General features: G+C 72.8%; 27 protein-coding genes. 19 read left to right on the forward strand and 8 right to left on the reverse strand.

Annotated elements, in window-relative coordinates; genetic code table 11:
• Window positions 1–39 precede the first annotated feature (39 nt).
• From SAM23877_RS29400 to SAM23877_RS29460, 13 genes are all read left to right on the forward strand, one after another.
• On the forward strand, window positions 40–1,899 hold the full coding sequence (locus SAM23877_RS29400; RefSeq protein WP_053139589.1) for an NAD(P)/FAD-dependent oxidoreductase: 1,860 nt from the start codon (window positions 40–42) through the stop codon (window positions 1,897–1,899).
• A complete protein-coding gene (locus SAM23877_RS29405; RefSeq protein ID WP_053139591.1) occupies window positions 1,896–3,743 on the forward strand; it encodes a transketolase in 1,848 nt (615 codons plus the stop codon). The genes SAM23877_RS29400 and SAM23877_RS29405 overlap by 4 nt, the downstream gene beginning before the upstream one ends.
• Entirely contained in the window at window positions 3,740–4,678 is a 939-nt protein-coding gene (gene ligD / locus SAM23877_RS29410) for a non-homologous end-joining DNA ligase (protein ID WP_053139593.1), read from the forward strand. The genes SAM23877_RS29405 and ligD overlap by 4 nt, the downstream gene beginning before the upstream one ends.
• Before the next feature lie 110 nt (window positions 4,679–4,788).
• Window positions 4,789–5,181 carry a gas vesicle protein GvpO gene (locus SAM23877_RS38070; RefSeq protein ID WP_079030822.1) on the forward strand — a complete coding sequence of 131 codons (393 nt, stop codon included), beginning with the start codon at window positions 4,789–4,791 and terminating at the stop codon, window positions 5,179–5,181.
• 51 nt (window positions 5,182–5,232) lie between these two features.
• On the forward strand, window positions 5,233–5,670 hold the full coding sequence (locus tag SAM23877_RS29420; RefSeq protein WP_053139597.1) for a gas vesicle structural protein GvpA: 438 nt from the start codon (window positions 5,233–5,235) through the stop codon (window positions 5,668–5,670).
• Entirely contained in the window at window positions 5,667–6,440 is a 774-nt protein-coding gene (locus SAM23877_RS29425) for a GvpL/GvpF family gas vesicle protein (RefSeq protein WP_053139598.1), read from the forward strand. Before SAM23877_RS29420 ends, SAM23877_RS29425 begins: the two co-directional genes overlap by 4 nt.
• A 4-nt stretch (window positions 6,441–6,444) precedes the next feature.
• A complete protein-coding gene (locus SAM23877_RS29430; RefSeq protein ID WP_053139600.1) occupies window positions 6,445–6,708 on the forward strand; it encodes a gas vesicle protein GvpG in 264 nt (87 codons plus the stop codon).
• Window positions 6,705–7,412 (forward strand): hypothetical protein, encoded by a 708-nt coding sequence (locus SAM23877_RS29435; RefSeq protein WP_053139601.1) that lies wholly within the window; start codon window positions 6,705–6,707, stop codon window positions 7,410–7,412. Before SAM23877_RS29430 ends, SAM23877_RS29435 begins: the two co-directional genes overlap by 4 nt.
• Window positions 7,409–8,587, forward strand: coding sequence for an SRPBCC family protein (locus SAM23877_RS29440; protein WP_053139602.1), 1,179 nt, complete (start codon window positions 7,409–7,411; stop codon window positions 8,585–8,587). The genes SAM23877_RS29435 and SAM23877_RS29440 overlap by 4 nt, the downstream gene beginning before the upstream one ends.
• Window positions 8,584–8,910 carry a gas vesicle protein gene (locus tag SAM23877_RS29445; protein WP_053139604.1) on the forward strand — a complete coding sequence of 109 codons (327 nt, stop codon included), beginning with the start codon at window positions 8,584–8,586 and terminating at the stop codon, window positions 8,908–8,910. The genes SAM23877_RS29440 and SAM23877_RS29445 overlap by 4 nt, the downstream gene beginning before the upstream one ends.
• Window positions 8,907–9,686, forward strand: a complete 780-nt coding sequence (locus SAM23877_RS29450; protein ID WP_053139606.1) for a GvpL/GvpF family gas vesicle protein — start codon at window positions 8,907–8,909, stop codon at window positions 9,684–9,686. Before SAM23877_RS29445 ends, SAM23877_RS29450 begins: the two co-directional genes overlap by 4 nt.
• Complete coding sequence (locus SAM23877_RS29455) at window positions 9,683–9,865, forward strand: gas vesicle protein (RefSeq protein WP_053139608.1); 183 nt, start codon at window positions 9,683–9,685, stop codon at window positions 9,863–9,865. Before SAM23877_RS29450 ends, SAM23877_RS29455 begins: the two co-directional genes overlap by 4 nt.
• A gap of 1 nt (window position 9,866) precedes the next feature.
• Window positions 9,867–10,160, forward strand: a complete 294-nt coding sequence (locus SAM23877_RS29460; protein ID WP_053139610.1) for a gas vesicle protein K — start codon at window positions 9,867–9,869, stop codon at window positions 10,158–10,160.
• Window positions 10,161–10,211: 51 nt separating this feature from the next.
• Here SAM23877_RS29460 and SAM23877_RS29465 read toward each other — a convergent pair whose 3' ends face one another.
• The 3 genes from SAM23877_RS29465 to SAM23877_RS29475 form a co-directional block, all read right to left on the reverse strand.
• Window positions 10,212–10,382, reverse strand: coding sequence for a hypothetical protein (locus SAM23877_RS29465; protein WP_053139612.1), 171 nt, complete (start codon window positions 10,380–10,382; stop codon window positions 10,212–10,214).
• A 36-nt stretch (window positions 10,383–10,418) separates the two neighbouring features.
• On the reverse strand, window positions 10,419–11,258 hold the full coding sequence (locus tag SAM23877_RS29470) for a methyltransferase domain-containing protein (protein ID WP_053139614.1): 840 nt from the start codon (window positions 11,256–11,258) through the stop codon (window positions 10,419–10,421).
• 112 nt (window positions 11,259–11,370) lie between these two features.
• Window positions 11,371–12,876, reverse strand: a complete 1,506-nt coding sequence (locus SAM23877_RS29475; RefSeq protein WP_053139616.1) for a bifunctional phosphatase PAP2/diacylglycerol kinase family protein — start codon at window positions 12,874–12,876, stop codon at window positions 11,371–11,373.
• Between the two features lie 124 nt (window positions 12,877–13,000).
• Between SAM23877_RS29475 and SAM23877_RS29480 the strand changes: the two genes are divergently transcribed.
• Window positions 13,001–14,620: an ABC-F family ATP-binding cassette domain-containing protein gene (locus tag SAM23877_RS29480; protein ID WP_053139618.1), complete on the forward strand. Its 1,620-nt coding sequence runs from the start codon at window positions 13,001–13,003 to the stop codon at window positions 14,618–14,620.
• Between the two features lie 13 nt (window positions 14,621–14,633).
• Here SAM23877_RS29480 and SAM23877_RS29485 read toward each other — a convergent pair whose 3' ends face one another.
• Complete coding sequence (locus SAM23877_RS29485) at window positions 14,634–15,755, reverse strand: baeRF2 domain-containing protein (RefSeq protein WP_053139620.1); 1,122 nt, start codon at window positions 15,753–15,755, stop codon at window positions 14,634–14,636.
• A 62-nt stretch (window positions 15,756–15,817) separates the two neighbouring features.
• Between SAM23877_RS29485 and SAM23877_RS29490 the strand changes: the two genes are divergently transcribed.
• Entirely contained in the window at window positions 15,818–16,096 is a 279-nt protein-coding gene (locus SAM23877_RS29490; RefSeq protein WP_053139622.1) for a DUF6158 family protein, read from the forward strand.
• A gap of 102 nt (window positions 16,097–16,198) precedes the next feature.
• Here the strand turns inward: SAM23877_RS29490 and SAM23877_RS29495 are convergent, their stop codons facing one another.
• The 3 genes from SAM23877_RS29495 to SAM23877_RS29505 form a co-directional block, all read right to left on the reverse strand.
• A complete protein-coding gene (locus SAM23877_RS29495; protein WP_053139624.1) occupies window positions 16,199–16,741 on the reverse strand; it encodes a type 1 glutamine amidotransferase domain-containing protein in 543 nt (180 codons plus the stop codon).
• A 139-nt stretch (window positions 16,742–16,880) separates the two neighbouring features.
• The gene (locus SAM23877_RS29500) at window positions 16,881–17,312 is read right to left on the reverse strand and encodes a CBS domain-containing protein (protein WP_053139626.1); all 432 of its coding nucleotides are present in this window, start codon (window positions 17,310–17,312) and stop codon (window positions 16,881–16,883) included.
• 22 nt (window positions 17,313–17,334) lie between these two features.
• On the reverse strand, window positions 17,335–17,742 hold the full coding sequence (locus SAM23877_RS29505) for a DUF2795 domain-containing protein (RefSeq protein ID WP_053143012.1): 408 nt from the start codon (window positions 17,740–17,742) through the stop codon (window positions 17,335–17,337).
• Window positions 17,743–17,952: 210 nt separating this feature from the next.
• Between SAM23877_RS29505 and SAM23877_RS40360 the strand changes: the two genes are divergently transcribed.
• The 4 genes from SAM23877_RS40360 (at window position 17,953) to SAM23877_RS29520 (ending at window position 21,466) form a co-directional block, all read left to right on the forward strand.
• Window positions 17,953–18,099 carry a hypothetical protein gene (locus SAM23877_RS40360; protein WP_167355244.1) on the forward strand — a complete coding sequence of 49 codons (147 nt, stop codon included), beginning with the start codon at window positions 17,953–17,955 and terminating at the stop codon, window positions 18,097–18,099.
• 67 nt (window positions 18,100–18,166) lie between these two features.
• Complete coding sequence (locus SAM23877_RS29510) at window positions 18,167–20,557, forward strand: ATP-binding cassette domain-containing protein (RefSeq protein WP_053139628.1); 2,391 nt, start codon at window positions 18,167–18,169, stop codon at window positions 20,555–20,557.
• Window positions 20,558–20,615: 58 nt separating this feature from the next.
• Window positions 20,616–21,044, forward strand: a complete 429-nt coding sequence (locus SAM23877_RS29515) for a helix-turn-helix transcriptional regulator (RefSeq protein ID WP_053139630.1) — start codon at window positions 20,616–20,618, stop codon at window positions 21,042–21,044.
• A gap of 5 nt (window positions 21,045–21,049) precedes the next feature.
• Window positions 21,050–21,466 (forward strand): VOC family protein, encoded by a 417-nt coding sequence (locus SAM23877_RS29520; protein ID WP_053143014.1) that lies wholly within the window; start codon window positions 21,050–21,052, stop codon window positions 21,464–21,466.
• 15 nt (window positions 21,467–21,481) lie between these two features.
• Here the strand turns inward: SAM23877_RS29520 and SAM23877_RS29525 are convergent, their stop codons facing one another.
• Window positions 21,482–23,275 (reverse strand): thiamine pyrophosphate-requiring protein, encoded by a 1,794-nt coding sequence (locus tag SAM23877_RS29525; RefSeq protein ID WP_053139632.1) that lies wholly within the window; start codon window positions 23,273–23,275, stop codon window positions 21,482–21,484.
• Window positions 23,276–23,577: the final 302 nt, after the last annotated feature.

The following is a 23,577-nucleotide window of genomic DNA, read 5'->3' on the forward strand; positions in this document are numbered from 1 at the left end:
GGAAGGCTCACGAGGTACGCGACAGCCCGGAGGCGAACCGTGAGCCGACCCCGCATCGTGATCGTCGGCGCCGGCTTCGCCGGGTACCGGACGGCCCGCACCCTGTCCCGGCTCACCCGGCACCAGGCGGACATCACCCTGCTCAACCCGACCGACTACTTCCTGTACCTTCCCCTGCTGCCCCAGGTCGCCGCCGGAGTGCTGGAGCCGCGCCGGGTCACCGTGTCCCTGTCCGGCACGCTGCCGCGGGTCCGGCTGGTGCTCGGTGAGGCCGACGGCATCGACCTCGACGGGCACACGGTGCACTACAGCGGACCGGAGGGCGGCGAGGGCACGCTCTCCTTCGACCGGCTGGTGCTCGCCGCGGGCAGCGTCAACAAGCTGCTGCCCGTCCCCGGTGTCGCCGAGCACGCCCACGGCTTCCGCGGGCTGCCCGAGGCGCTGTACCTGCGCGACCACGTGACCCGGCAGGTGGAGCTGGCCGCCGCGGCCGACGACCGCGAGGAGTGCGCCGCGCGGTGCACCTTCGTCGTGGTCGGCGCCGGCTACACCGGCACCGAGGTCGCCGCGCACGGCCAGATGTACACCGACGCGCAGGTGCGCGGGCATCCGATGCGCACCGGCATGCGGCCCCGCTGGATGCTGCTGGACGTCGCGCCGCGCGTGCTGCCCGAGATGGACGAGCGGCTCTCCCGGACCGCCGAGCGGGTGCTGCGGCAGCGGGGCGTCGACGTGCGGATGGGGGTCTCCGTGAAGGAGGCCACGCACGACGGGGTGCTGCTCACCGACGGCACGAGTGTCGGCACGCGCACGCTGGTGTGGTGCGTGGGCGTACGGCCCGATCCCCTGGTGGAGTCCCTCGGTCTGCCCGTGGAACGCGGCCGGCTGCTCGTCGACCCCCACCTCCAGGTGCCGGGGCGGCCCGAGCTGTTCGCCTGCGGTGACGTGGCCGCGGTGCCCGACCTGAGCCGGCCCGGCCAGTACACGCCGATGACCGCGCAGCACGCCTGGCGGCACGGCAAGGTCTGCGCCCAGAACGTCGCCGCGTCACTCGGTATCGGCGAGCGGCGTGCCTACCGCCATCGTGACCTGGGGTTCGTCGTGGACCTGGGCGGCGCCAAGGCGGCCGCCAACCCGCTGGGTGTCCCGATGTCCGGCCCGGCGGCGGGCGCGGTCACCCGCGGCTACCACCTCGCGGCGATGCCCGGCAACCGCGTCCGGGTCGCCGCGGACTGGCTGCTGGACGCGGTGCTGCCCCGCCAGGCCGTCCAGCTGGGCCTCGTACGCTCCTGGTCCGTGCCCCTGGAGTCGGCGTCGCCGGAGGTGGCGCGGGTGCCGGGACGGACGGAACCGCGGAGCGCGGCGCCCGGACGAGGCGGCCCGGCGAGCGAGGCCGCGCCGAGCCGGCCCGGCGACGAGCCGGCCGGGAGCCGGTCCGGTGGTGAGCCGGCCAGGAGCCGGTCCGGACGTGAGCCGGCCAAGAACCACGGTGGTGAGCCGGCGAGGAATCAGCCCGGTGGTGAGCCGGCGAGGAATCAGCCCGGTGGTGAGCCGGCCAGGAACCAGCCCGGTGGTGAGCCGGCCAAGAACCGGCCCGGAGAGGTGGCCCCAGGCAAGCGGTCGGGCGACAAGGCGGGCAGCGGCCGGTCAGCCGGTGGGGCGCCGGGGAAGGGCCGGCCGCCCGGTGCCGGGACCGCCCGGGCCACCGCCCAGCCCCGCCCGGGCGCCGAGCCCGGCAGACCACGGCCCGCCGGCGCCGCGCCCGGCCCGGTGCGGTCCGCCGACATGCCCGCCGACCCCGGACCCGAACCCCCGGCGGACCAGCCGCCCGCCGGACCCGACATCGCCCCCGGCCCCGTCAAGCGCACCGACGGCCGTGCCGTGGAAGGAGACTCATGAACACCGGTGAACTCGTCGACCTCGGACAGCAGTTGCGCGTCGACAGCGTACGGGCGTCCGCTGCCGCGGGCTCCGGCCATCCGACGTCGTCGATGTCCGCCGCGGACCTGGTGGCCGTGCTCCTGGCCAACCACCTCCGCTACGACTTCGAGCGCCCCGCCCACCCCGGCAACGACCGCCTCGTCCTCTCCAAGGGACACGCCTCACCCCTCCTCTACTCCGCCTACAAGGCGGCCGGCGCCATCGACGACGAGGAGCTGCTCACCTTCCGCAAGCTGGGCAGCCGCCTGGAGGGGCACCCCACGCCGCAGCGGCTGCCGTGGGTCGAGACGGCCACGGGGTCGCTCGGCCAGGGGCTGCCCGTCGGCGTCGGCATCGCGCTGTCCGGGAAGCGGCTGGACCGCACCGACTACCGCGTGTGGGTGCTGTGCGGCGACAGCGAGATGGCCGAGGGCTCGGTCTGGGAGGCCGCGGAGCACGCCGGGTACGAGCACCTCGACAACCTCGTCGTGATCGTCGACGTGAACCGCCTGGGCCAGCGTGGCCCGACCCGGCACGGCCACGACCTCGACGCGTACGCGCGCCGCTTCCGGGCCTTCGACTGGCACACGATCGAGATCGACGGCCACGACGTCGACGCCGTCGACCGCGCCTACGGCGAGGCACTCTCCACCAAGGGCCAGCCCACCGCGATCATCGCCCGGACGCTCAAGGGCAAGGGCGTCCAGGCCGTGGAGGACCGCGAGGGCAAGCACGGCAAGCCGCTGCCCGAGGCCGAGGAGGCGATCGCCGAACTCGGCGGTCCGCGCGACCTCACGGTCCGGGTGCAGGAGCCGCCCGCCGCCCGGGCGCTGCACTCGGCCGGCACCGGGGAGATCGAACTGCCCCGCTACGACCTGGGGGACGAGGTCGCCACCCGCAACGCCTTCGGTGAGGCGCTCGCCGCCCTCGGCACCGCCCGCGGCGACGTCGTCGCCCTCGACGGCGAGGTCGGCGACTCCACCCGCGCCGAGTACTTCGCGAAGGAACACCCCGAGCGGTACTTCGAGTGCTACATCGCCGAGCAGCAGATGGTCGCCACCGCGGTGGGGATGGCGGCCCGCGGCTGGGTGCCGTTCGCCACCTCCTTCGCGGCGTTCCTGACCCGTGCGCACGACTTCGTGCGCATGGCCTCGATCAGCGGCTCCGGCATCAACCTGGTCGGCTCCCACGCCGGCGTCGCCATCGGCGAGGACGGGCCCAGCCAGATGGGCCTGGAGGACCTGGCGATGATGCGGGCCGTCCACGGCTCGACCGTGCTGTACCCGTGCGACGCCAACCAGACCGCCCGCCTCGTCGCCGCGATGGCCGGGCTGGAGGGCATCCGCTACCTGCGCACCTCGCGCGGCGGGAGCAAGGTCGTCTACGGCCCCGACGAGGAGTTCCCGGTCGGTGGCAGCAAGGTCCTGCGCTCCTCCGACCGCGACCGGCTCACCGTCGTCGCGGCGGGCGTCACCGTGCACGAGGCCCTCGCCGCGGCCGACGCCCTGGAGCAGGACGGCATCCAGGTCCGCGTCATCGACCTGTACTCGGTCAAGCCCGTGGACCGGGCCACCCTGCGCCAGGCCGCCGAGGACACCGGCTGCCTGCTGACCGTGGAGGACCACCGCCGGGAGGGCGGCATCGGCGACGCGGTCCTGGACGCGTTCTGCGACGGACGGCCCGTGCCCCGCCTGGTCCGGCTCGCCGTCGAGACGATGCCCGGCTCCGCGAGCCCGGCCGAGGAACTGCGCGCCGCGGGGATCGACGCGGACTCCGTCGCGGCCGCCGTACGGATGCTCGTCGAGCAGGCGATCGTCCCGTGAGCGGTGGCGCCGTGCGGACCGTCCGGGCCGGCCGGCACACGGTCGAGGTCCACCGGCCGGACAAGGTGCTGTTCCCCGCGGGCGACGACGGCGACGGACGTGCGCGGGAGTACACCAAGGGCGATCTGGTCGACTACTACCGGGCCGCGGCCCCGTTCATACTGCCGCACCTGCGGGGCCGCCCGCTGATGCTGGAGCGGCACCCGGACGGCGTCGACGGACCGCGGTTCATGCAGAAGAACACCCCGGAGCACTATCCGGACTGGATCGACCGGGTCGAGGTGGGAAAGGAGGGCGGCATGGTCCGCCACACCGTGTGCGACGACACCGCCACCCTCCTCTACCTGGCCGACCAGGCAGCCCTCACCCTGCACCGCTGGCTGTCCCGGCGCGGGCAGGTCGACCGACCGGACCGGATGGTCTTCGACCTCGACCCGGCCGGCGACGACTTCCCTGCGGTCCGGGAGGCCGCCCGGCTGCTGGGCGAGCTGCTGGACGAACTGAAGCTGCCCTCGGGCCTCATGACCACCGGATCCCGGGGACTGCACGCGGTCGTGCCGCTGGACGGCCGCCAGCACTTCGACGACGTACGGGAGTTCGCCCGGGACGTCGCCGAGGTGCTGGCCGCGGCCCACCCCGACCGGCTCACCACCGCCGCCCGCAAGAAGGACCGCGGCGACCGGCTCTACCTGGACATCCAGCGCAACGCCTACGCGCAGACCGCGGTCGCCCCCCTCACCGTCCGCGCACGGCCCGGCGCCCCCGTCGCGACGCCCCTCTCCTGGGACCAGCTCGACGACCCCGGGCTGCACGCCCGCCGCTGGACGATCGCGGACGCCGTCGACCAGGCCCGCACCCAGCCCTGGGAGGGGATCATGAGCCGCGCCCGGGCGCTCGGCCCCGCCCGGCGACGGCTGAACGCCCTGCGCGGCTGACCGGCCCGGGGCCGTCGGACCGTCGGGGGCGCGTCGGCGCGCGTGGCACATGCATGCGCCCGTGGAGGTTTGGCGAACACTCTTGCGGCCACACGGGAGGGGAGGTGGCCATGGCGAACACGAACAACACATCCGAATCACAAGACTCGCAACAGAGTTCACAGGAATCACAGAAGACACAACAGTCACAGAAGTCGCGTAACACGCAGAAGTCTCAGGAGACACAGGAGACGCGTCGGCCCCGGCCGATGGAGATTCTGCGCGAGGCGCGTGCCCAGCTCGCCGAGTTGACCGGTATGACCGCCGAGTCGGTGTCGTCCTTCGAGCAGACGGAGGAGGGATGGGCGCTGGAGGTCGAGGTCCTCGAGCTCGAGCGCGTCCCCGACACGATGAGCCTGATGGCGAGCTACCAGGTCGAGCTGGACCCCGACGGACAGCTCACCGGCTACCGGCGCGTGAGGCGCTACGAGCGCGGCCGGGCGGACACGCGCGGCGGCCGCTAGGCCGTCCGACCGGACACACACACCCACAGACGAGATGGAGGGATTGCTGGCATGACTGTCGTACCGGCACAACAGACCGGCGGCGGAGGCGGCAGCAGCGGCCTTTACGACGTGCTCGAGCTCGTACTGGACAGGGGGCTCGTGATCGACGCGTTCGTGCGCGTGTCCCTGGTCGGGATCGAGATCCTGAAGATCGACGTCCGTGTCGTCGTCGCCAGCGTCGACACCTACCTGCGCTTCGCCGAGGCGTGCAACCGGCTCGACCTGGAGGCCGGGCCGCGCAAGGACCCGGGCCTGCCCGACCTGGTCGGATCGATCACCGAGTCCGGCGCCAAGGGCAAGTCCAAGGGGGCGCTGTCCGGTGCCGCCGAGACCATCTCGGACGCGTTCAAGCAGGCCCGCGACGAGGGTGGTTCCGAGCGGGAGACCGCCTCGCGACCGCGGGCCCGCAAGTCGGCGCCCTCGCGCCGTAAGGAGGAGCAGGAGTGAGCACGTACGTCTACGGCATCACCGCCGGTTCGCACCCCTCGCTCCCCGAGGGCATCGCCGGTGTCGGTGAGCCGCCACGCGAGGTCCGGATCCTGAAGGTGGGCGAGCTGGCGGCCGTCGTCAGCGACGCGCCCGAGGGCCTGCGGCCCAAGCGCAGGGAGCTGCTCGCCCACCAGAACGTGCTCAGCGAGGCGGGCGCGGGCGGCTGTGTGCTGCCCATGCGCTTCGGCAGCGTCGCCCCGGACGACGGCGCGGTCACGGGCGTGCTCGCCGAGCGGGCGGACCACTACAAGGAGCGCCTCGCGGCGCTGGACGGCCGGGTCGAGTACAACGTCAAGGCCAACCACGTCGAAGAGGCCGTGCTGCACCACGTGATGGCCGACAACCCGGAGATCCGGGCGCTGGCCGAGTCCAACCGGCAGTCGGGCGGCGGCAGCTACGAGAGCAAGATCCAGCTCGGCGAGATGGTCGCGGCGGCGGTCCAGAGCAAGGAGGGCGAGGACGCCCTCGCGCTGGAGCGGGCCCTGGAACCGGTCGCCGACGCCGTGAGCGTGGGTCCCGAGTCCACCGGGTGGCTGGCCAACGTCTCCTACCTGGTGAAGCAGGACGCGGCCGAGGAGTTCCTCGCCGCCGTGGAACGGACCCGTAAGGACATGCCGCACCTGGAGGTGCGCGTGAACGGCCCCCTGCCGCCGTACAGCTTCGTCGAGCCCGGTCCGGCCGAGCCCGCGGGCACCGCGGCCGGCGGGATGGATGTCGGAACGGAGTGAGGACGTGGGACTCATCTCGGAGGTCCTGATGCTGCCGCTCGCCCCGGCGCGCGGCGGTGCCTGGGCCATCAGACAGGTGCTGAACGAGGCCGAGCGGATCTACTACGACCCCGCCACGGTCCGCGCCGAACTTGCGCGGCTGGAGGAGCAGCTGGAGGCCGGCGAGATCACCGAGGAGGAGTTCGACCGACAGGAGGACGGGCTTCTGGACCGGCTGGAGATCGCTACGCGCACGAGCGCGGGATTGGGCAACGGGACGGCGCCATGAATCGAGTGGGACTCGGCCTCGCGGTAGGGGCCGGCTATCTGCTGGGACGTACGAAGAAACTGAAACTCGCGGTCGCCGTGGGCACCATGGTGGCGGGCAAGAAGATGAACCTGACCCCGAAGGGCATCGCGGAGCTGGTCTCCACGCAGTTGCAGAACAACCCCCAGTTCAAGGAGATCGGGGACCAGCTGCGCACGGATCTGCGAGGCGTGGGCAAGGCGGCCTCGGGTGCCATGGTCGAGCGGCAGATCGACGCGCTCGCCGATCGACTGCACGGGCGCACCGCCCAGGTGCGCGACCAGCTCTCCGGCGTGGCGTCCAAGGCGCCGGGCGTCGACTCCCGCGACTCCGAGGACTCGGAGGACTCGGAGCCGTACGAGGAGTACGACGAGGACGAGCACGACGACGACCACGAGGACGAGCCGCCCGAGGACGAGCACGAGGACGAGCGCGAGTCCGAGGGACGGGACCGGGAACGCCGCGAGCCGCGGAACGAGCGGGCCGCGAAGAAGGCTCCGCCCGAGGCGCGCAAGGCGGCCAAGAAGGCGCCGGCGAAGAAGACCGCGGCCAAGGCACCCGCGAAGAAGGCCGCCGCGAAGCGGGCCCAGCCCGCCAAGAAGGCGGCGGGCAAGAAGGCCGCCGGGGCCAGGAGCGCCGCCCGCGGCGCCGGCCCCCGGCAGACGAAGGGCGGTGGTGAGCGATGACCGACACCCTCGGTTCCGCGGCTTCCACCGCGGGCAAGGCGGCGAAGAAGAACCCGCTCGCCGACGTGGCCCAGAGCGAGGCGGCCGACCGGCTCAAGGCGGAGGTGCAGGAGTACCTCGCGGCCCAGGTCACGCGGCTGCTGACCGGCGTCGGCACCAAGCTCGGCGAGACCACCGGCAAGCTGAACGACATAGCCGAGGGCAACAGCCCCGGATTCGCCAAGCTCGCCCTCGACGGTGGCCGCAAGCTCGCCGAGGGCAAGGGCCCGATGCGGGCCGCGTTCGAGGTCGGCGCCGGCAAGGTGAAGGACAACGTGGTCGGCGCCTTCAAGAACCTGACCGGCGGCAGGGGGCGGAAGAAGGGCGGCGGCGGCCAGAAGCCGACCGTCATCATCGAGTACGTCGACGTCGGTGTCCCGCTGCGCACGGCCTACGACCAGTGGACCCAGTACCAGGACTTCAGCACCTTCGCCAAGGGGGTCAAGAGCGCCAACCGCGCCGACGACACGTCGTCCGACTGGCAGCTGAAGGTCTTCTGGTCCAACCGCAGCTGGAAGGCGAAGACCACCGAGCAGGTGCCGGACGACCGGATCTCCTGGACGTCGGAGGGCGCCAAGGGCACCACCAAGGGCGTCGTCAGCTTCCACCAGCTCGCCGACAACCTCACCCGCGTGATCCTGGTCATCGAGTACTACCCCAAGGGCCTGTTCGAGAAGACCGGCAACATCTGGCGCGCCCAGGGCCGCCGGGCCCGCCTCGACCTGAAGAACTACGTCCGCCACATCACCCTCAAGGGCGAGGCGGACGACGGCTGGCGCGGTGAGATCCGCGACGGCGAGGTCGTCCGCAGCCACGAGGACGCCGTCGCCGAGGAAGAGGAGGAGCGGGAGGAGCAGGACGGGCAGGCGCAGGAGGACGGCCCGGAAGGGGAGGAGTCCGAGGAGGAGTACGAGGGCGAGGAGGAGGAGCCGCACGCCGAGGAGGAGAGCGAGGCGGACGCCGAGTACGAGCAGGAGCCGGAGGGCGAGCCCGAGGAGGAGTACGAGGAGTACGAGGAGCCGGAGGGCGAGTACGAGGAGCCCGAGGGCGAGTACGAGGAGGACAAGGAAGCCGGCGAGGACGAGTACGCGTCCCGTGAGGAGCACGAGGACGCCGACAGCGGGAGTCGTCGATGACCACACCCAGCCGGTTGCCCGATCCCTATGGCCAGGGACAGAGCGCCAATCTCGCCGACATCCTGGAGCGGGTGCTCGACAAGGGAGTCGTCATCGCCGGCGACATCCGGATCAACCTGCTCGACATAGAGCTGCTCACGATCAAGCTGCGGCTCATCGTCGCCTCCGTCGACAAGGCCAAGGAAATGGGCATCGACTGGTGGGAGAGCGACCCCGCCCTCTCCTCGCGCGCCCGGCGCGACGAACTCACCCGGGAGAACGCCGAACTGCGTGAACGCCTGCGCGAGCTCGACCCGGGCCGCGTACCGAGGGAGGCGCCGTGACCGGACTGCGGTACGTGTACGCCGTCTGCCGCCCCTTCGACGCGGTCCTCAAGACCCAGCTGACGGGGGTGGCGGGCGATCCGCCCCGCCTGCTGCCCCACGGCGGCCTCGTCGCCGTCGTCAGCCACGTCCCCGAGGCCGACTTCTCCGAGGAGGCGCTGCGCGCCCACCTGGAGGACCTGGACTGGCTCTCCGGGACCGCCCGTGCCCATCAGCAGGTCATCGACGCGCTCACCGCCGTCACCACCCCGCTGCCGCTCCGGCTGGCCACCGTCTTCCGGGACGACAGCGGCGTACGCGTGATGATGGAGGAGCGGGAGGAGGCCTTCCGGCGCACGCTCGACCGGCTCGACGGACGGGTGGAATGGGGCGTCAAGGTGTACGTCGAGACGGAACCGGAGAAGGCTTCGGGGCCGGCGCAGCCCGCCCCGAAGCCCGCCTCGGGCCGGGACTACCTGCGACAGCGGCGCATGCAGACGCGAGCCGACGAGGACCTGTGGACCAGGGCCGAGGAGTTCGCGACGCGCCTGCACGAGACGCTGTCCGCGCGGGCCGACGACGCGCGGTTGCACGCGCCGCAGAACCCGAGTCTTTCCGGGGCCGCCGGACGGAACGTGCTCAATGCCGCCTACCTGGTGCGGCGCGACGCCTCCGAGGAGTTCGTGGAGAACGTGGACCGTACGAAGGACGACGTCCCCGGGATGCGGGTGGAACTCACCGGGCCGTGGGCCGCCTACTCCTTCGCCGGCGAGGAAAGCCCCGGGGAGGGACCGTGACCGTCGTCGAACGCCGTGAGATCGCGCTCGTGGACCTCCTCGACCGGCTGCTGGCCGGCGGAGTGGTCATCACCGGCGACGTCACCCTGCGCATAGCCGACGTCGACCTGGTCCGCATCGATCTGAACGCGCTGATCAGCTCGGTCAACCGCACCGTACCCTCGCCGTTCGGGGACTGACGTGAGCGAGCATCCCGAGCCCCGCAAGCGTCTCGACCTCGACCCCGACACGGTCGAGCGCGACCTGGTCAAGCTGGTGCTGACCGTGGTCGAGCTGCTGCGCCAGCTCATGGAGCGCCAGGCGCTGCGCCGGGTCGACGAGGGCGACCTGAGCGAGGAGCAGGAGGAGCGGATCGGGCTCACCCTGATGCTCCTCGACGACCGCATGACCGAACTGCGCGACCGCTACGGACTGCGGCCCGAGGACCTGAACCTGGACCTCGGGCCGCTGGGACCGCTGCTGCCCCGGGAGTGAGCCTCCCGGGGCGGCAGCCTCGTCGTGTGCGGTGTGGTGCGCCGTCCTGGCTCACCACCTGTACCAGCGGCCCCTGCCGCCGCCGGCCGTCGTCCCGCGGGCCAGGAAGCCCAGCAGCCACAGGACCAGGACTGCCACGGCAATCCACCAGAAGATCTCCACGGCGAATCCGACGCCGAAGAGAACGATCACGAGAAGCAGTACGAGCAGAAGTGGAACCATGATGGTGAACCTCCTGTCGTACTGATGTCCTGAAATCTACCGATCAGGCGCGTTCCGGACTTCCTTTCGGCACAGGATCTCCCCGTGCGGGACGCTGAACCAGCCGTCCGGCCGTTCTCCCCACTCCCGCCAGGCCGCCGAGACGGCCCGCAGCCGCTCCGTCGTCGCGTGGCCGCCCTCGACGGCGCGCCCGGCGTACGCCGACGCCAGGGTGCGCTCCGCCCACAGGCCGCTCCACCACTCCCGTTCGGCGGGGGTGGAGAAGGTCCAGGTGGCGGAGGTGCAGGTGACGTCCGTGAAGCCCGCTTCGAGGGCCCAGGCCTCCAGTCGGCGTCCGGCGTCCGGCTCGCCCCCGTTGGCGCGGGCCACCCCGCGGTACAGATCCAGCCAGTCGTCCAGGCCCGGCGACGCCGGGTACCACGTCATGGCCCCGTAGTCCGCGTCGCGGACGGCGACGATCCCGCCCGGCTTCACGACCCGCCTCATCTCCCGCAGTGCCCGCACCGGGTCGCCCACGTGCTGGAGCACCTGGTGGGCGTGGACCACGCAGAAGGTGTCGTCCGGGTGGTCCAGCGCGTGCACGTCGGCGACCGCGAAGTCGGTGTTGGCCGCCCCGCGCCCGGCGGCCGTCGCGCGGGCCCGCTCCACGATCTCCGGCGCCCGGTCCACGCCGGTGACGTGCCCGTCCGGGACCAGGGCCGCGAGGTCCGCGGTGATGGTGCCCGGACCGCAGCCGACGTCCAGGATCCTCATGTGGGGCTTCAGTGAACCGAGCAGGTAGGCGGCGGAGTTGGCGGCGGTGCGCCAGGTGTGCGAACGGAGCACGGACTCGTGGTGCCCGTGCGTGTAGACGGCGGTCTCCCGCGGTTTCGGCATGGTAGGTCTCCCGGCTCTCCCGACGGTGCGGTCACCGTACGCCCCTCGGCCGGATGCTGAGACCCCGATATCGCCATGTGGACTGACGGAGCGTCAGTGAACGGGGAGTGCGTCAGGAGAGAAGTCCGCCACCGGGCAGCGGCCGGTACACCGTGAGCGCCTCGGGCAGCTTCTCCAGCGTCAGGTCGCCCTCCGTCTCCGTGAGCTCACCGTCGAACGCCATCAGCGTGCCCGGCGCGACCCCGGACAGGCGCAGTCGGCCCACCTGGACCGCGGCATGCGCGGGGGAGCGGGTCAGCGGTCCCGCGAGGGCCGCGGACAGCAGCCGCAGCGCCGGCCGGCGGCCGCCGTGCACCACCCGCACGTCCAGCTGCCCGTCCGCCAGGTCCAGCCGGCGGCCCGAGGCGATGCCCCGGCGGTGGTACGTGCCGTTGCCCGCGAACAGCATCCACAGCGGCCGCCTGCGGCCCCGCACCTCGGCCTCCAGCGGGTGCCGGTCGGCCCGCAGCACCCGTACGGCCGCGAGCACACCGGCCGGCCAGCCGCCGATCCGGGACGACCAGCGCTCCCGCTCGCGCACCAGCTCCGGGTACACACCGAGACTGAAGGTGTTCAGGAAGACGCCGCGCTGCCCGCCGGAGGCGAACCGGCCCACGTCCACCCGCACGCCCTCCCCCCGCTCCAGCGCCCGGCACAGGTCCCGTACGTCCTCCACGCCGAGGTCGTAGGCGAAGTGGTTCAGCGTGCCGCCGGGCAGCACCGCCAGCGGCAGCCCGTGCCGCAGCGCGGTCTCGGCCCCCGCGTTCACGGTGCCGTCGCCGCCGCACACGCCCAGCACCCGGGCACGGCCCGCAGCCTTCTCCAGCTCCGCCCGGACGTCCTGCGGCTCGCACTCGACGACCTCCGCCTCGGGCAGCGCGTCGCACAGCGCCCGCACCCGCTCCGAGGTGCCCGAGCCGATGTTGGCCACCATCACCAGCCCCTCGCCCCCGGCCAGCGCCGGCACCTCGGCACGCGGCCGGGCCGGCGGGGTGAGCTGGGCCCGCGTGGGCACCATGCCCCGTACGGCGAACGCCGCCCCCACCCCGAGGGCCGCACCGGCCAGCACGTCGCTCGGGAAGTGGACGCCGGTGTAGACGCGGGAAAGGGCGACCGCGGCGGCCACCGGGGCCACCGCCGCGCCCCACGCGGGCGACTCCAGCGCGACGCCGGTCGCGAACGCGGCGGCCGACGCAGCGTGCCCGGACGGGAAGGACGTCGTGATCGGCTGCCGCTTCAGCTGCCGGACCAGCGGCACCGGGTCGAGGACGGGGCGGGCCCGGCGGACCGAGCGCTTGCCGAGGGTGTTGATCGTCAGCGAGGCCAGGCTCAGCGAGGCGAGGCCCCGGGCGGCGGCGCGACGGGCCCTCGGCGTGCGGGACGCGGCCAGGGCCGCCGCTGCCGCGAACCACAGCACGCCGTGGTTGGCGCCGCGGCTCAGCCGGGGCAGCAGGGGATCGGCACCGGGCCAGGTACGGGCGGCGACGGCCTCGAACGCACGCTGGTCCAGGCGCAGGAAACCGTTGCGGACCGGGTGCGGGCCGGGGGTGAGGGCGGTGAGGTCTACGTCGGGGCTCATGCCTCCCGCCTACCCTGCGGGCGGCGTTTCCTGCGGGTGGCGCGCCCGACGTGCCCGAGCCCACGTCCGCGGCGGACGAAATGGGTTTGCCCGGGAAGCGGTGGGAGCCGCAGAATCCGGTCCCATGGGCCATCTCGAAGCCGCACACCTGGAGTACTACCTCCCCGACGGGAGGGCGCTGCTCGGCGACGCGTCGTTCCGGGTGGGGGAGGGGGCCGTCGTGGCCCTCGTCGGACCGAACGGAGCGGGCAAGACCACCCTGCTCCGCATGCTGGCGGGGGAGCTCAAGCCGCACGGCGGGACCGTCACCGTCGGCGGAGGGCTCGGGGTGATGCGGCAGTTCGTGGGCTCCGTCCGGGACGAGACGACCGTCCGCGACCTGCTGGTGTCGGTGGCACCGCCCCGGATCCGCGAGGCCGCGCGCGCCGTCGACGCCGCCGAGCACGGGATCATGACGGTCGACGACGAGGCCGCCCAGATGCGCTACGCGCAGGCGCTCGCCGACTGGGCCGAGGCGCAGGGCTACGAGGCGGAGACCCTGTGGGACATCTGCACCACCGCCGCGCTGGGCGTGCCCTACGAGCGCGCCCAGTGGCGGCAGGTGAGCACCCTCTCCGGCGGTGAGCAGAAACGGCTGGTGCTGGAGGCCCTGCTGCGCGGCACCGACGAGGTGCTGCTGCTGGACGAGCCGGACAACTACCTCGACGTGCCCGGCAAGCGCTGGCTGGAGGAGCGGCTCGCGGAGACCCGCAAGACCGTGCTGTTCGTCTCCCACGACCGGGAGCTGCTCGCCCGCGCCGCCGAGAAGATCATCTCCCTCGAACCGGGCCCCGCGGGCGCCGACGCCTGGGTGCACGGCGGCGGCTTCGCCACCTTCCACGAGGCCCGGCGCGAGCGCTTCGCCCGCTTCGAGGAGCTGCGCCGCCGCTGGGACGAGAAGCACGCACAGCTCAAGAAGCTCGTGCTGACGCTGCGTCAGGCGGCCGCAGTCAGCCACGAGATGGCCTCCCGCTACGCCGCCGCCCAGACCCGGCTGCGCAAGTTCGAGGAGGCCGGCCCGCCGCCCGAGCCGCCGCGCGAGCAGGACATCAGGATGCGCCTGAAGGGCGGCCGCACCGGCGTACGCGCCGTCACCTGCGAGCAGCTGGAACTCACCGGCCTGATGAAACCCTTCGACCTGGAGGTCTTCTACGGCGAACGGGTCGCCGTCCTCGGCTCCAACGGCTCCGGCAAGTCGCACTTCCTGCGGCTGCTCGCCGGCGGCGAGGTGGCGCACACCGGGAACTGGAAGCTCGGCGCGCGCGTCGTGCCCGGACACTTCGCGCAGACCCACGCCCACCCGGAACTGCTCGGACGCACCCTCCTGGACATCCTGTGGAGCGAGCACTCCCAGGACCGGGGCGCCGCCATGTCCCGGCTGCGCCGCTACGAGCTGACCCAGCAGGCCGAGCAGACCTTCGACCGCCTCTCCGGCGGCCAGCAGGCCCGCTTCCAGATCCTCCTGCTGGAACTCCAGGGCGTCACCGCCCTCCTGCTCGACGAGCCGACCGACAACCTCGACCTGGAATCGGCCGAAGCCCTCCAGGAAGGCCTGGAGGGCTTCGAGGGCACGGTCCTCGCGGTCACCCACGACCGCTGGTTCGCCCGCTCCTTCGACCGCTACCTGGTCTTCGGCGGCGACGGCCGGGTCCGCGAGACGGCGGAGCCGGTCTGGGACGAACGGCGGGTGGAGCGGGCCCGCTGACGCGGCCCGGAGGTCACTTCCAGCGCAGCAGCGCCCCGAGACCGCCCACCGGCGCCTTGTCCGCCGCCTCGGACGGGAGGGCCGGCGTCACCGAGATCGCCGGGGCACCGGTCATCACCGCCGAGCGCAGCAGGGCGTCGTCCGCGCGGGCTGACCAGGAGGTCTGCTCGCCGAGCGTCGTCAGCTCCGTACGGCGCACCGCGAGCTGGTCGGCGTCCTCGCCGACCCACACCTCGCGGTGGGTGTCCGGACCGTCGGGGATGATCAGCAGCTCGTCGATGCGGTGCTCCCGGGCCGCCTCCACCAGCGCGGGCACGCCCTCCGCCGCACCGGCCCGGCCCTCGCCGTCCGGTGCGCGGGCGGCCAGGAACCGCTCCAGGTCCTCCCGCGCGCGCGAGCGGACGTGGTCGACGCGCAGCCCCTCCACCTCCTCGTCCAGCAGCCTGCTCCCGGCGCCGCGGGAGGCTTCGGCGATCCGGTCCTGCAGCCGCTTGGGCATCCGCTGGTGCACGGACCGCCGCTCCCGGTCGTCGCCCACCAGGATCATCAGGTCCGCGCCCGTCTCCTCCTGGCACACGGCGAGCGCGTCCGCGATCTCCGCGGCGTTGTGCTCCCAGGTGTTCTCGACCCGCAGCTGGAAGTGGCGCTCGGACCAGTCGGCGCTGCTGGTCCGGTGCACCGGCCACTGCCGGCCGGTCACGCCGCCCGCGTCCGAGCTGCCCAGCGCACTGCGCAGCTCGAAGTCGGCGCCCTTGCGGTCGATGTACGCCACCACGCACACCGGGTCCTCGCCGGCCAGGTCCAGCAGCGGCGCCACGTGCGGCAGCGGCGCCCAGTCGGCGGTGGTCCCGCCGTACGGGGGCCGGGCCAGCGGCGGGTCCAGGACCACCCGGCCGCCGCACGCGAACAGGGCCCGCCCGTGCGGATCGGTGGCGTGGCGCAGCCCGTCCACGGCCTCCCGCACGGCCTCGCAGGTCGCCTCGTCCGCGCCCTGGGCCGCGAGCTCCCGGGCCACCGCGGCGGCCGTCAGCTCACGTTCGTGGGCGGTGTCCTCCGCGTGCCGGGACAGATCGACGTACACGGAGGCCCAAGGCCCCTGATGCTCGTAGAGGGGGTGCAGAAACGAGAGATCCATGGGGCTGCCCTCCCGGGTGCCGCTCGGGGGTGGTAGTGCTCGGGGGCGGGTACCCGGACCGCATGAACGAACACGACACGCGTGAGGCCACCGCGACCGGTGTGGACCCGGGCCGCCTGGACGACCAGCAGCTCATGAAGGAGCTGGAGACCATCCACCGCACGCGTCACGACACCCTGCTGTACGGGTCGAACGACGCGCTGCGGGTCCACAACGACCGCATGGCCCAGCTGGAGGGCGAGTGGCTGCGCCGCAACCCCCGGCGTTCGGTGGCCGCGGGCCGCACCCGCGAGGGCGCCCGGGAACGCGGCTGCGGGGAGGCCACCGCACCCGGCGCCTGAGCGTCGGCGTGGTTGCCTCCCCGCACACGGGCGGACCCGGCCCTCCGGCGCGCTCGGGGCGCCCCGGCGGCCCGGGCCCGCGGCGCGGCTCCGGGCCCTCCGTCAGCCGCCGGCCTTGGCGAACTCCGCGAGGAACGTCTCGCAGAACGCCTTGAGGTCGTCCGGCTTGCGGCTGGTGATCAGCACGTTGTCACCGTGGTCGCAGACCTTCACCTGTTCGTCGACCCAGGTGGCGCCCGCGTTGCCGAGGTCGGTCCGCAGGCTCGGCCACGAGGTCAGCACCCGGCCGCGCACCACGTCCGCCTCGACGAGCGTCCACGGGGCGTGACAGATGGCGGCCACCGGACGGCCCTGCCGGAAGAAGTCCCTGACGAACGCCACGGCCTTCTCGTCCATCCGCAGGAAGTCCGGGTTGGCCACACCACCGGGCAGGACCAGCCCGCCGAAGGAGTCGGCGGAGGTGTCGCCCACCACCTCGTCCACCGGGAACGTGTCCGCCTTGTCGAGGTGGTTGAAGCCCTGGATCTCACCGGACTGCGTGGAGACGAGCACGGGCTCGTGACCCGCGTCCTTCGCCGCCTGCCACGGCTCGGTCAGCTCGACCTGTTCCACGCCCTCGGGCGCGCTCAGAAATGCGATACGCATGTGGTTCGGACTCCTTTCCGGACGCGCTCCGGCCGGTGTCGCCGCCTGGAGCGCCTGTGTCGTTCGGCCGTGTGTTCTCCGGCCATGTGCTGGTGGGGCCGTGTGTCTCTGTCGGGCCCCTCGGCCGTCCGGCGCGTGGTCAGCCGCCGGACCGCTCGTCGGGCGCCGCCCGGCTGATGTCTGCGAGGGCCGAGGCGGGGGCGCGGGCCTCGGCCAGATCGCCGAGGCTGACCGTCCCCACCGGCAGCCCGTCCTCCACGACCGGCAGCCGGCGCACGGCGTGCTCGCGCATCAGCGCCGACGCGTCCGCCGCCGGGTCGCCCGGGGAGACCGTCAGCGGGTCGCGGGTGCACACCGTCCGGACGGCGACCGCCATCGGGTCGAGGCCTTCCGCCACCGCCCGGACCGTGATGTCACGGTCGGTGAGCACGCCCACGACGTCCTGCCCGTCCGCGACCACCACGTGCCCGATGTTGTGCGTGCGCATGAGGCGCGCCGCCTCGACGAGGGAGGAGTCCGGGCGGACGGCGGCCACGCCCGGGGTCATGACGTCCCTCACGTACTCGGCCATGTGCGGCCCACCCCTCCCGGCGCTAGGCGCCCCGCGGGCCGGCGGACCCGGACCCGCCGTTGTCGGTCAGGGCCATCGCCAGTTCCTGGACGTTGTCGTAGCGCGCCTTGTGCGGCAGCCGTTCCAGACCCTCGACGAGGGCGTCCGGCGCGTGGCCGCGGCGCAGTGCCCGGGTCAGTTCCCGAGGGCCCGCGGGAAAGGTGCCCCGGGTCAGGTTCCGGGCCAGTTCGAGCCGGAGGGCCTCCAGGTACGTCGGTCCGCGGCCCGGTGTCACCGGTCCGTACGTGACGTCCGGGTCGTCCTCGGCAGCCGGTTCCGGGTCGTTCCACTCCTCGGTGCGGGTGGGGTGCCCGGACCTGAGCAGACCCTGGAGTTCGTGCTTCATCTCGTCGTCGCGGTGGACGCTCATCCGGTCGCTGCCTCGCTGCATGTCTCCCTCCAGATCCTTCGGGGTGCCGACCGCGTACCCGGCCACCGCGGGCCGACACGGATTCGTCCGGACGGGTCCGGTCCGATTCCGCCCGGCCTCCCGCCGACACGGTGCGTGAACCCCCGCGCACCGTGGGTTCGCCCGGCGCGGCGCGGGAACCCGGCCCGCGCACCACCCCCCACGCCCACCCCTTCTCGGGAAGGACGGACCATGGCGGTGCTGCTCGCTGTGTTCATCCCTGTCCTCATGCTCGGCGTGGTCCTGGCCCTCGGCCGTTATGAGGAACTGCTGCTTCCGGGCCCCGCGCCCGAGCCTCAGGAGGCCGAGGCGGCCGTGGGCGGCCCGGCCGATCAGTAATCGAGAAGCGGGAGTCGTCGCGCCCCGTCTAGCGTGTCACTGCCGACCCGCCGACGGAGGAGACCCGATGAGCAGCGCCAGGAGAACGAACACGCGGCAGGCCGCGCCGCACGTCGCGGACAGCCACGACCTGATCCGCGTGCACGGCGCCCGCGAGAACAACCTCAAGGACGTCAGCATCGAGATCCCCAAACGCCGGCTGACGGTGTTCACGGGCGTCTCCGGTTCGGGCAAGAGCTCCCTGGTGTTCAACACGATCGCCGCCGAGTCGCAGCGGCTGATCAACGAGACGTACAGCGCCTTCGTGCAGGGCTTCATGCCGACCCTGGCCCGGCCCGAGGTCGACGTCCTCGAGGGCCTCACGACCGCGATCATCGTGGACCAGCAGCGGATGGGCGCCGACCCCCGCTCGACGGTCGGCACCGCCACCGACGTCAACGCCATGCTGCGCATCCTCTTCAGCCGGCTCGGCGACCCGCACATCGGTCCGCCCAGCGCGTACTCCTTCAACACCGCCTCCGTCCGGGCCAGCGGCGCGATCACCGTCGAGCGCGGCGACAAGAAGACGACGAAGGCCACCTACGAGCGCACCGGCGGCATGTGCACCCACTGCGAGGGCCGGGGCACGGTCTCCGACATCGACCTCACCCAGCTCTACGACGACTCCAAGTCGCTGGCCGAGGGCGCCTTCACCATCCCCGGGTGGAAGTCGGACAGCCAGTGGACCGTCCAGGTCTACGCCCAGTCCGGCCTCGTCGACCCGGACAAGCCGATCCGCGAGTACACCGAGCAGGAGCTCCGCGACTTCCTCCACGGCGAGCCGGTCAAGGTGAAGGTCAACGGCGTCAACCTCACCTACGAGGGCCTGATCCCGAAGATCCAGAAGTCGTTCCTGTCCAAGGACAAGGAGGCGATGCAGCCGCACATCCGGGCGTTCGTCGAGCGGGCCGTCACCTTCACGACCTGTCCCGAGTGCGACGGCACCCGGCTCAGCGAGGGCGCCCGGTCGTCGCGGATCGGGAAGATCAGCATCGCCGACGCCTGTGCGATGGAGATCCGGGACCTGGCCGAGTGGGTCCGCGGACTCGACGAGCCGTCGGTGGCACCCCTGCTCACCGCGCTGCGCGACACCCTCGACTCGTTCGTGGAGATCGGCCTCGGCTACCTCTCGCTGGAGCGGCCGGCCGGCACGCTGTCGGGCGGCGAGGCGCAGCGCGTCAAGATGATCCGCCACCTGGGGTCCTCGCTCACCGACACCACGTACGTCTTCGACGAGCCCACCATCGGCCTGCACCCCCACGACATCCAGCGGATGAACGACCTGCTCCTGCGGCTGCGGGACAAGGGCAACACGGTCCTCGTCGTCGAGCACAAGCCGGAGGCCATCGCGATCGCCGACCACGTCGTGGACCTCGGCCCCGGCGCCGGCACGGCGGGCGGCACCGTCTGCTTCGAGGGCACCGTCGAGGACCTGCGGGCCGCGGGCACCGTCACCGGCCGCCACCTCGACGACCGGGCCTCCCTCAAGGAGACCGTCCGCAAGCCCACCGGGACCCTGGAGATCCGCGACGCCACGCGGCACAACCTCCAGGGAGTCGACGTCGACGTCCCGCTCGGCGTGCTCTGCGTGGTCACCGGCGTGGCGGGCTCCGGCAAGAGCTCCCTGATCCACGGCTCGATCCCGGCCGGCGCGGACGTCGTATCGGTCGACCAGAGCCCCATCAAGGGCTCGCGGCGCAGCAACCCGGCGACGTACACCGGACTGCTCGAACCGATCCGCAAGGCCTTCGCCAAGGCCAACGGGGTGAAGCCAGCCCTCTTCAGCGCCAACTCCGAGGGCGCCTGCCCCACCTGCAACGGCGCCGGCGTCGTGTACACCGACCTGGCGATGATGGCGGGCGTCTCCGCTCCCTGCGAGGACTGCGAGGGCAAGCGGTTCCAGCCCTCGGTGCTGGAGTACCGGTTCGGCGGCCGGGACATCAGCGAGGTGCTGGCGATGTCGGTGGAGCAGGCCGAGGAGTTCTTCGGCGCCGGCGAGGCCCGCACCCCGGCCGCCCACAAGATCCTGGAGCGGCTCGCCGACGTCGGGCTCGGCTACCTCACCCTCGGCCAGCCCCTCACCACGCTCTCCGGCGGCGAGCGGCAGCGGCTGAAGCTGGCCACGCACATGGGCGAGAAGGGCGGCGTGTACGTCCTCGACGAGCCCACCACCGGCCTGCACCTCGCCGACGTCGAGCAACTGCTCGGCCTGCTGGACCGGCTCGTCGACTCGGGCAAGTCCGTCATCGTCATCGAGCACCACCAGGCGGTCATGGCACACGCCGACTGGATCATCGACCTCGGCCCCGGCGCCGGCCACGACGGCGGCCGGATCGTCTTCGAGGGCACCCCCGCCGACCTCGTCGCCGACCGCTCCACCCTCACCGGCGAGCACCTCGCGGCCTACGTCGGCGCCTGACCGCGGAACCGACCCCGCGGCGCCGCCGCCGGCGGCGGCGCTGTGGGATCGTGGTGGGGTGACGACGCTGGAGGACCTGGCCAGGCTGCGCCGGGCCCGTGACCTGATGGACCGCGAGTACGCGAAGCCGCTCGACGTGCCGGCGCTGGCGCGCGTGGCGCTCATGTCGGCGGGCCACTTCTCGCGCAGCTTCCGCGCCGCCTACGGCGAGACGCCCTACAGCTACCTGATGACCCGCCGCATCGAGCGGGCCAAGGCGCTGCTGCGGCGCGGCGACCTCAGCGTGACCGAGGTCTGCTTCGAGGTCGGCTGTACCTCGCTCGGTTCCTTCAGCTCGCGCTTCACCGAACTGGTCGGCGAGAGCCCGAGCGCCTACCGGGCCCGCGACCACGCCGACGGCGCCGCCGTCCCGGCCTGCGTTGCCAAGATCTACACGCGACCGGTCAGGAACGGAGAAGCGAAGCCCGCCGGACCGCCCGTAGCGTGAAGCGCATGGACATCAACCTCTCGCAGTGCTTCATCGCCGTCGACGACCACGACAAGGCGCTCGCCTTCTACCGTGACGTGCTCGGGCTGGAGGTGCGCAACGACGTCGGGTTCGAGGGGATGCGCTGGGTGACCGTCGGCTCGCCGGCCCAGCCCGGTGTGGACATCGTCCTCGAACCCCCGCTCGCCGACCCGAACGCCTCCGCCGCCGACAGGGAGGCCATGGCCGAACTGCTCGCGAAGGGCATGCTGCGCGGCGTCATCTTCGCCACCGACGACGTCGACGCCACCTTCGAACGGATCCGCGCCGCGGGCGCCGAAGTCCTCCAGGAGCCCGTGGACCAGCCCTATGGCGTCCGTGACTGCGCCTTCCGCGACCCGGCCGGCAACATGCTGCGCTTCAGCCGGCCGCGCGAGCGGTGACCGCCCGCCGCGCGGTCACTCCCTCCCGGTGCTCGGCAGGAACTCCTGCACCTTCGCCTTGAATGCCTGCTTGACCATCGACCCCCGGTCCGCGTCGCCCTTGAGGACGGCGGCGGCCGTCGACTCCATCTGCTCCCAGGTGGCGTGCGGCGGCACCGGGGGCACGGCGGGGTCGGTGAGGAACTCCAGCACCGCGGGACCGTCCGCCGCGAGCCCCGCCCGCCAGGCCGCCTCCACGTCCTCCGGCTTCTCCACGCGGATGCCGGTGAGCCCCAGGGACCGGGCGAAGTCGGCGTAGCGCACGTCCGGGAGCGACTGCGAGGGCAGGAAGGACGGCGCGCCGCCCATGGCCCGCATCTCCCACGTGACCTGGTTCAGGTCCTGGTTGTTCCAGACGGCCACGACCAGCCGCGGGTCCGACCACAGATCGCGGTACTTCGCCGCCGTGATCAGCTCCGCCAGCCCGTTCATCTGCATCGCCCCGTCCCCGACCAGGGCGACCACCGGCCGGTCCGGATGGGCGAACTTCGCGCCGATCGCGTACGGCACCCCGCAGCCCATCGTGGCCAGCGTGCCGGACAGCGAACCGCGCATGCCGGGCCGCATGGTCAGGTGCCGGGCGTACCAGTTGGCCGTGGAACCCGAGTCGCACGTGACGATCGCGTCGTCGGGCAGCAGCGGGTCGAGGGCGGCGGCCACGTACTCCGGGTTGACGGGGTCCGCCTCCAGCCCGGCCCGGCGCTTCATGACGTCCCGCCAGCGTGTCACGTTGTCGCACACCGTGTCGTACCACTCGCGCCCCCGGCCGCCCTCGATCAGCGGGATCAGCCGGTCCAGGGTGGCCCGCGCGTCGCCCACGAGGTTGACCTCGTTCGGGTAGCGCATCCCGATCATGTGCGGGTCGATGTCGATCTGGACGCCCCGCGCCTTGCCGTACTCCGGCAGGAACTGCGAGTACGGGAAGGAGGACCCGATGGTCAGCAGGGTGTCGCAGTCCCGCATCAGCTCGTACGAGGGGCGCGTGCCGAGCAGGCCGATCGATCCGGTGACGTAGGGGAGCTCGTCGCTGAGGACGTCCTTGCCGAGCAGCGCCTTGGCCACCCCGGCGCCCAGCTTCTCGGCGAGCCGCTCCACCTGCTCCCGCGCCCCGGCCGCCCCCTGGCCGACGAGGATCGCCACCTTGTCCCCGGAGTTGAGGACCTCCGCCGCCCGCCGCACCGACTCGTCGGACGGGACCGCCGTCCAGGAGCCGCGGTCCAGACTGGAGGGCACCATCTTGAACTCGTGCGTGGGCGGCGAGTAGTCCAGCTCCTGCACGTCGCCGGGGATGATGACGGCCGTCGGGCAGCGACGCGCGTACGCGGTGCGGATCGCCCGGTCCAGCACGTTCGGCAGCTGCTCCGGGACCGTCACCGTCTCCACGAACTCGGAGGCGACGTCCTTGAACAGCGTGTGCAGGTCCACCTCCTGCTGGTAGGAGCCGCCCATCGCGGTCCGGTGGGTCTGCCCGACGATCGCCAGCACCGGGACGTGGTCGAGCTTGGCGTCGTACAACCCGTTGAGCAGGTGGATCGCACCCGGGCCGGACGTCGCCGCGCACACCCCCAGACGTCCGCTGAACTTGGCGTATCCGACCGCCTCGAACGCGGACATCTCCTCGTGCCGGGACTGCACGAAGCGCGGCTGGTTCTCGGCGCGGCCCCAGGCGGCCAGCAGGCCGTTGATCCCGTCGCCCGGGTAGCCGAAGACCTGCTCGACGCCCCATTCGCGCAGTCGCTGCAGGACGTGGTCGGACACCTTGGTGCTCATGTAGCGGACCTCCCGGACCGGTGGGGGACGGACGACGGCCGTCCGTTCGGGTGTCCCCGACGGGAGCCGGAAAACATCGGGGGGTTTGGCAAGGGGGCCGAGGGGCAGGCGCACTCTCAGTGCTTCGGACAGGAGGCACGTCCGTGGGAGCGGCGCCCAAGCCGCCCCGGACGGCCGTCCGTGTGCCGGACGCCCTCCCGCGGTGACCGCCCGACCCCAGGGCCGCGTCGTCGGACCGGTGCCGTCCCGGTCCGGGCGCCGGAGGTTTCCACGAGCCCCCGCCGCTCCGCGCACCGGCCGTA

Origin of the sequence: Streptomyces ambofaciens ATCC 23877, from assembly GCF_001267885.1 — a bacterium.
Lineage (GTDB): Bacteria > Actinomycetota > Actinomycetes > Streptomycetales > Streptomycetaceae > Streptomyces > Streptomyces ambofaciens.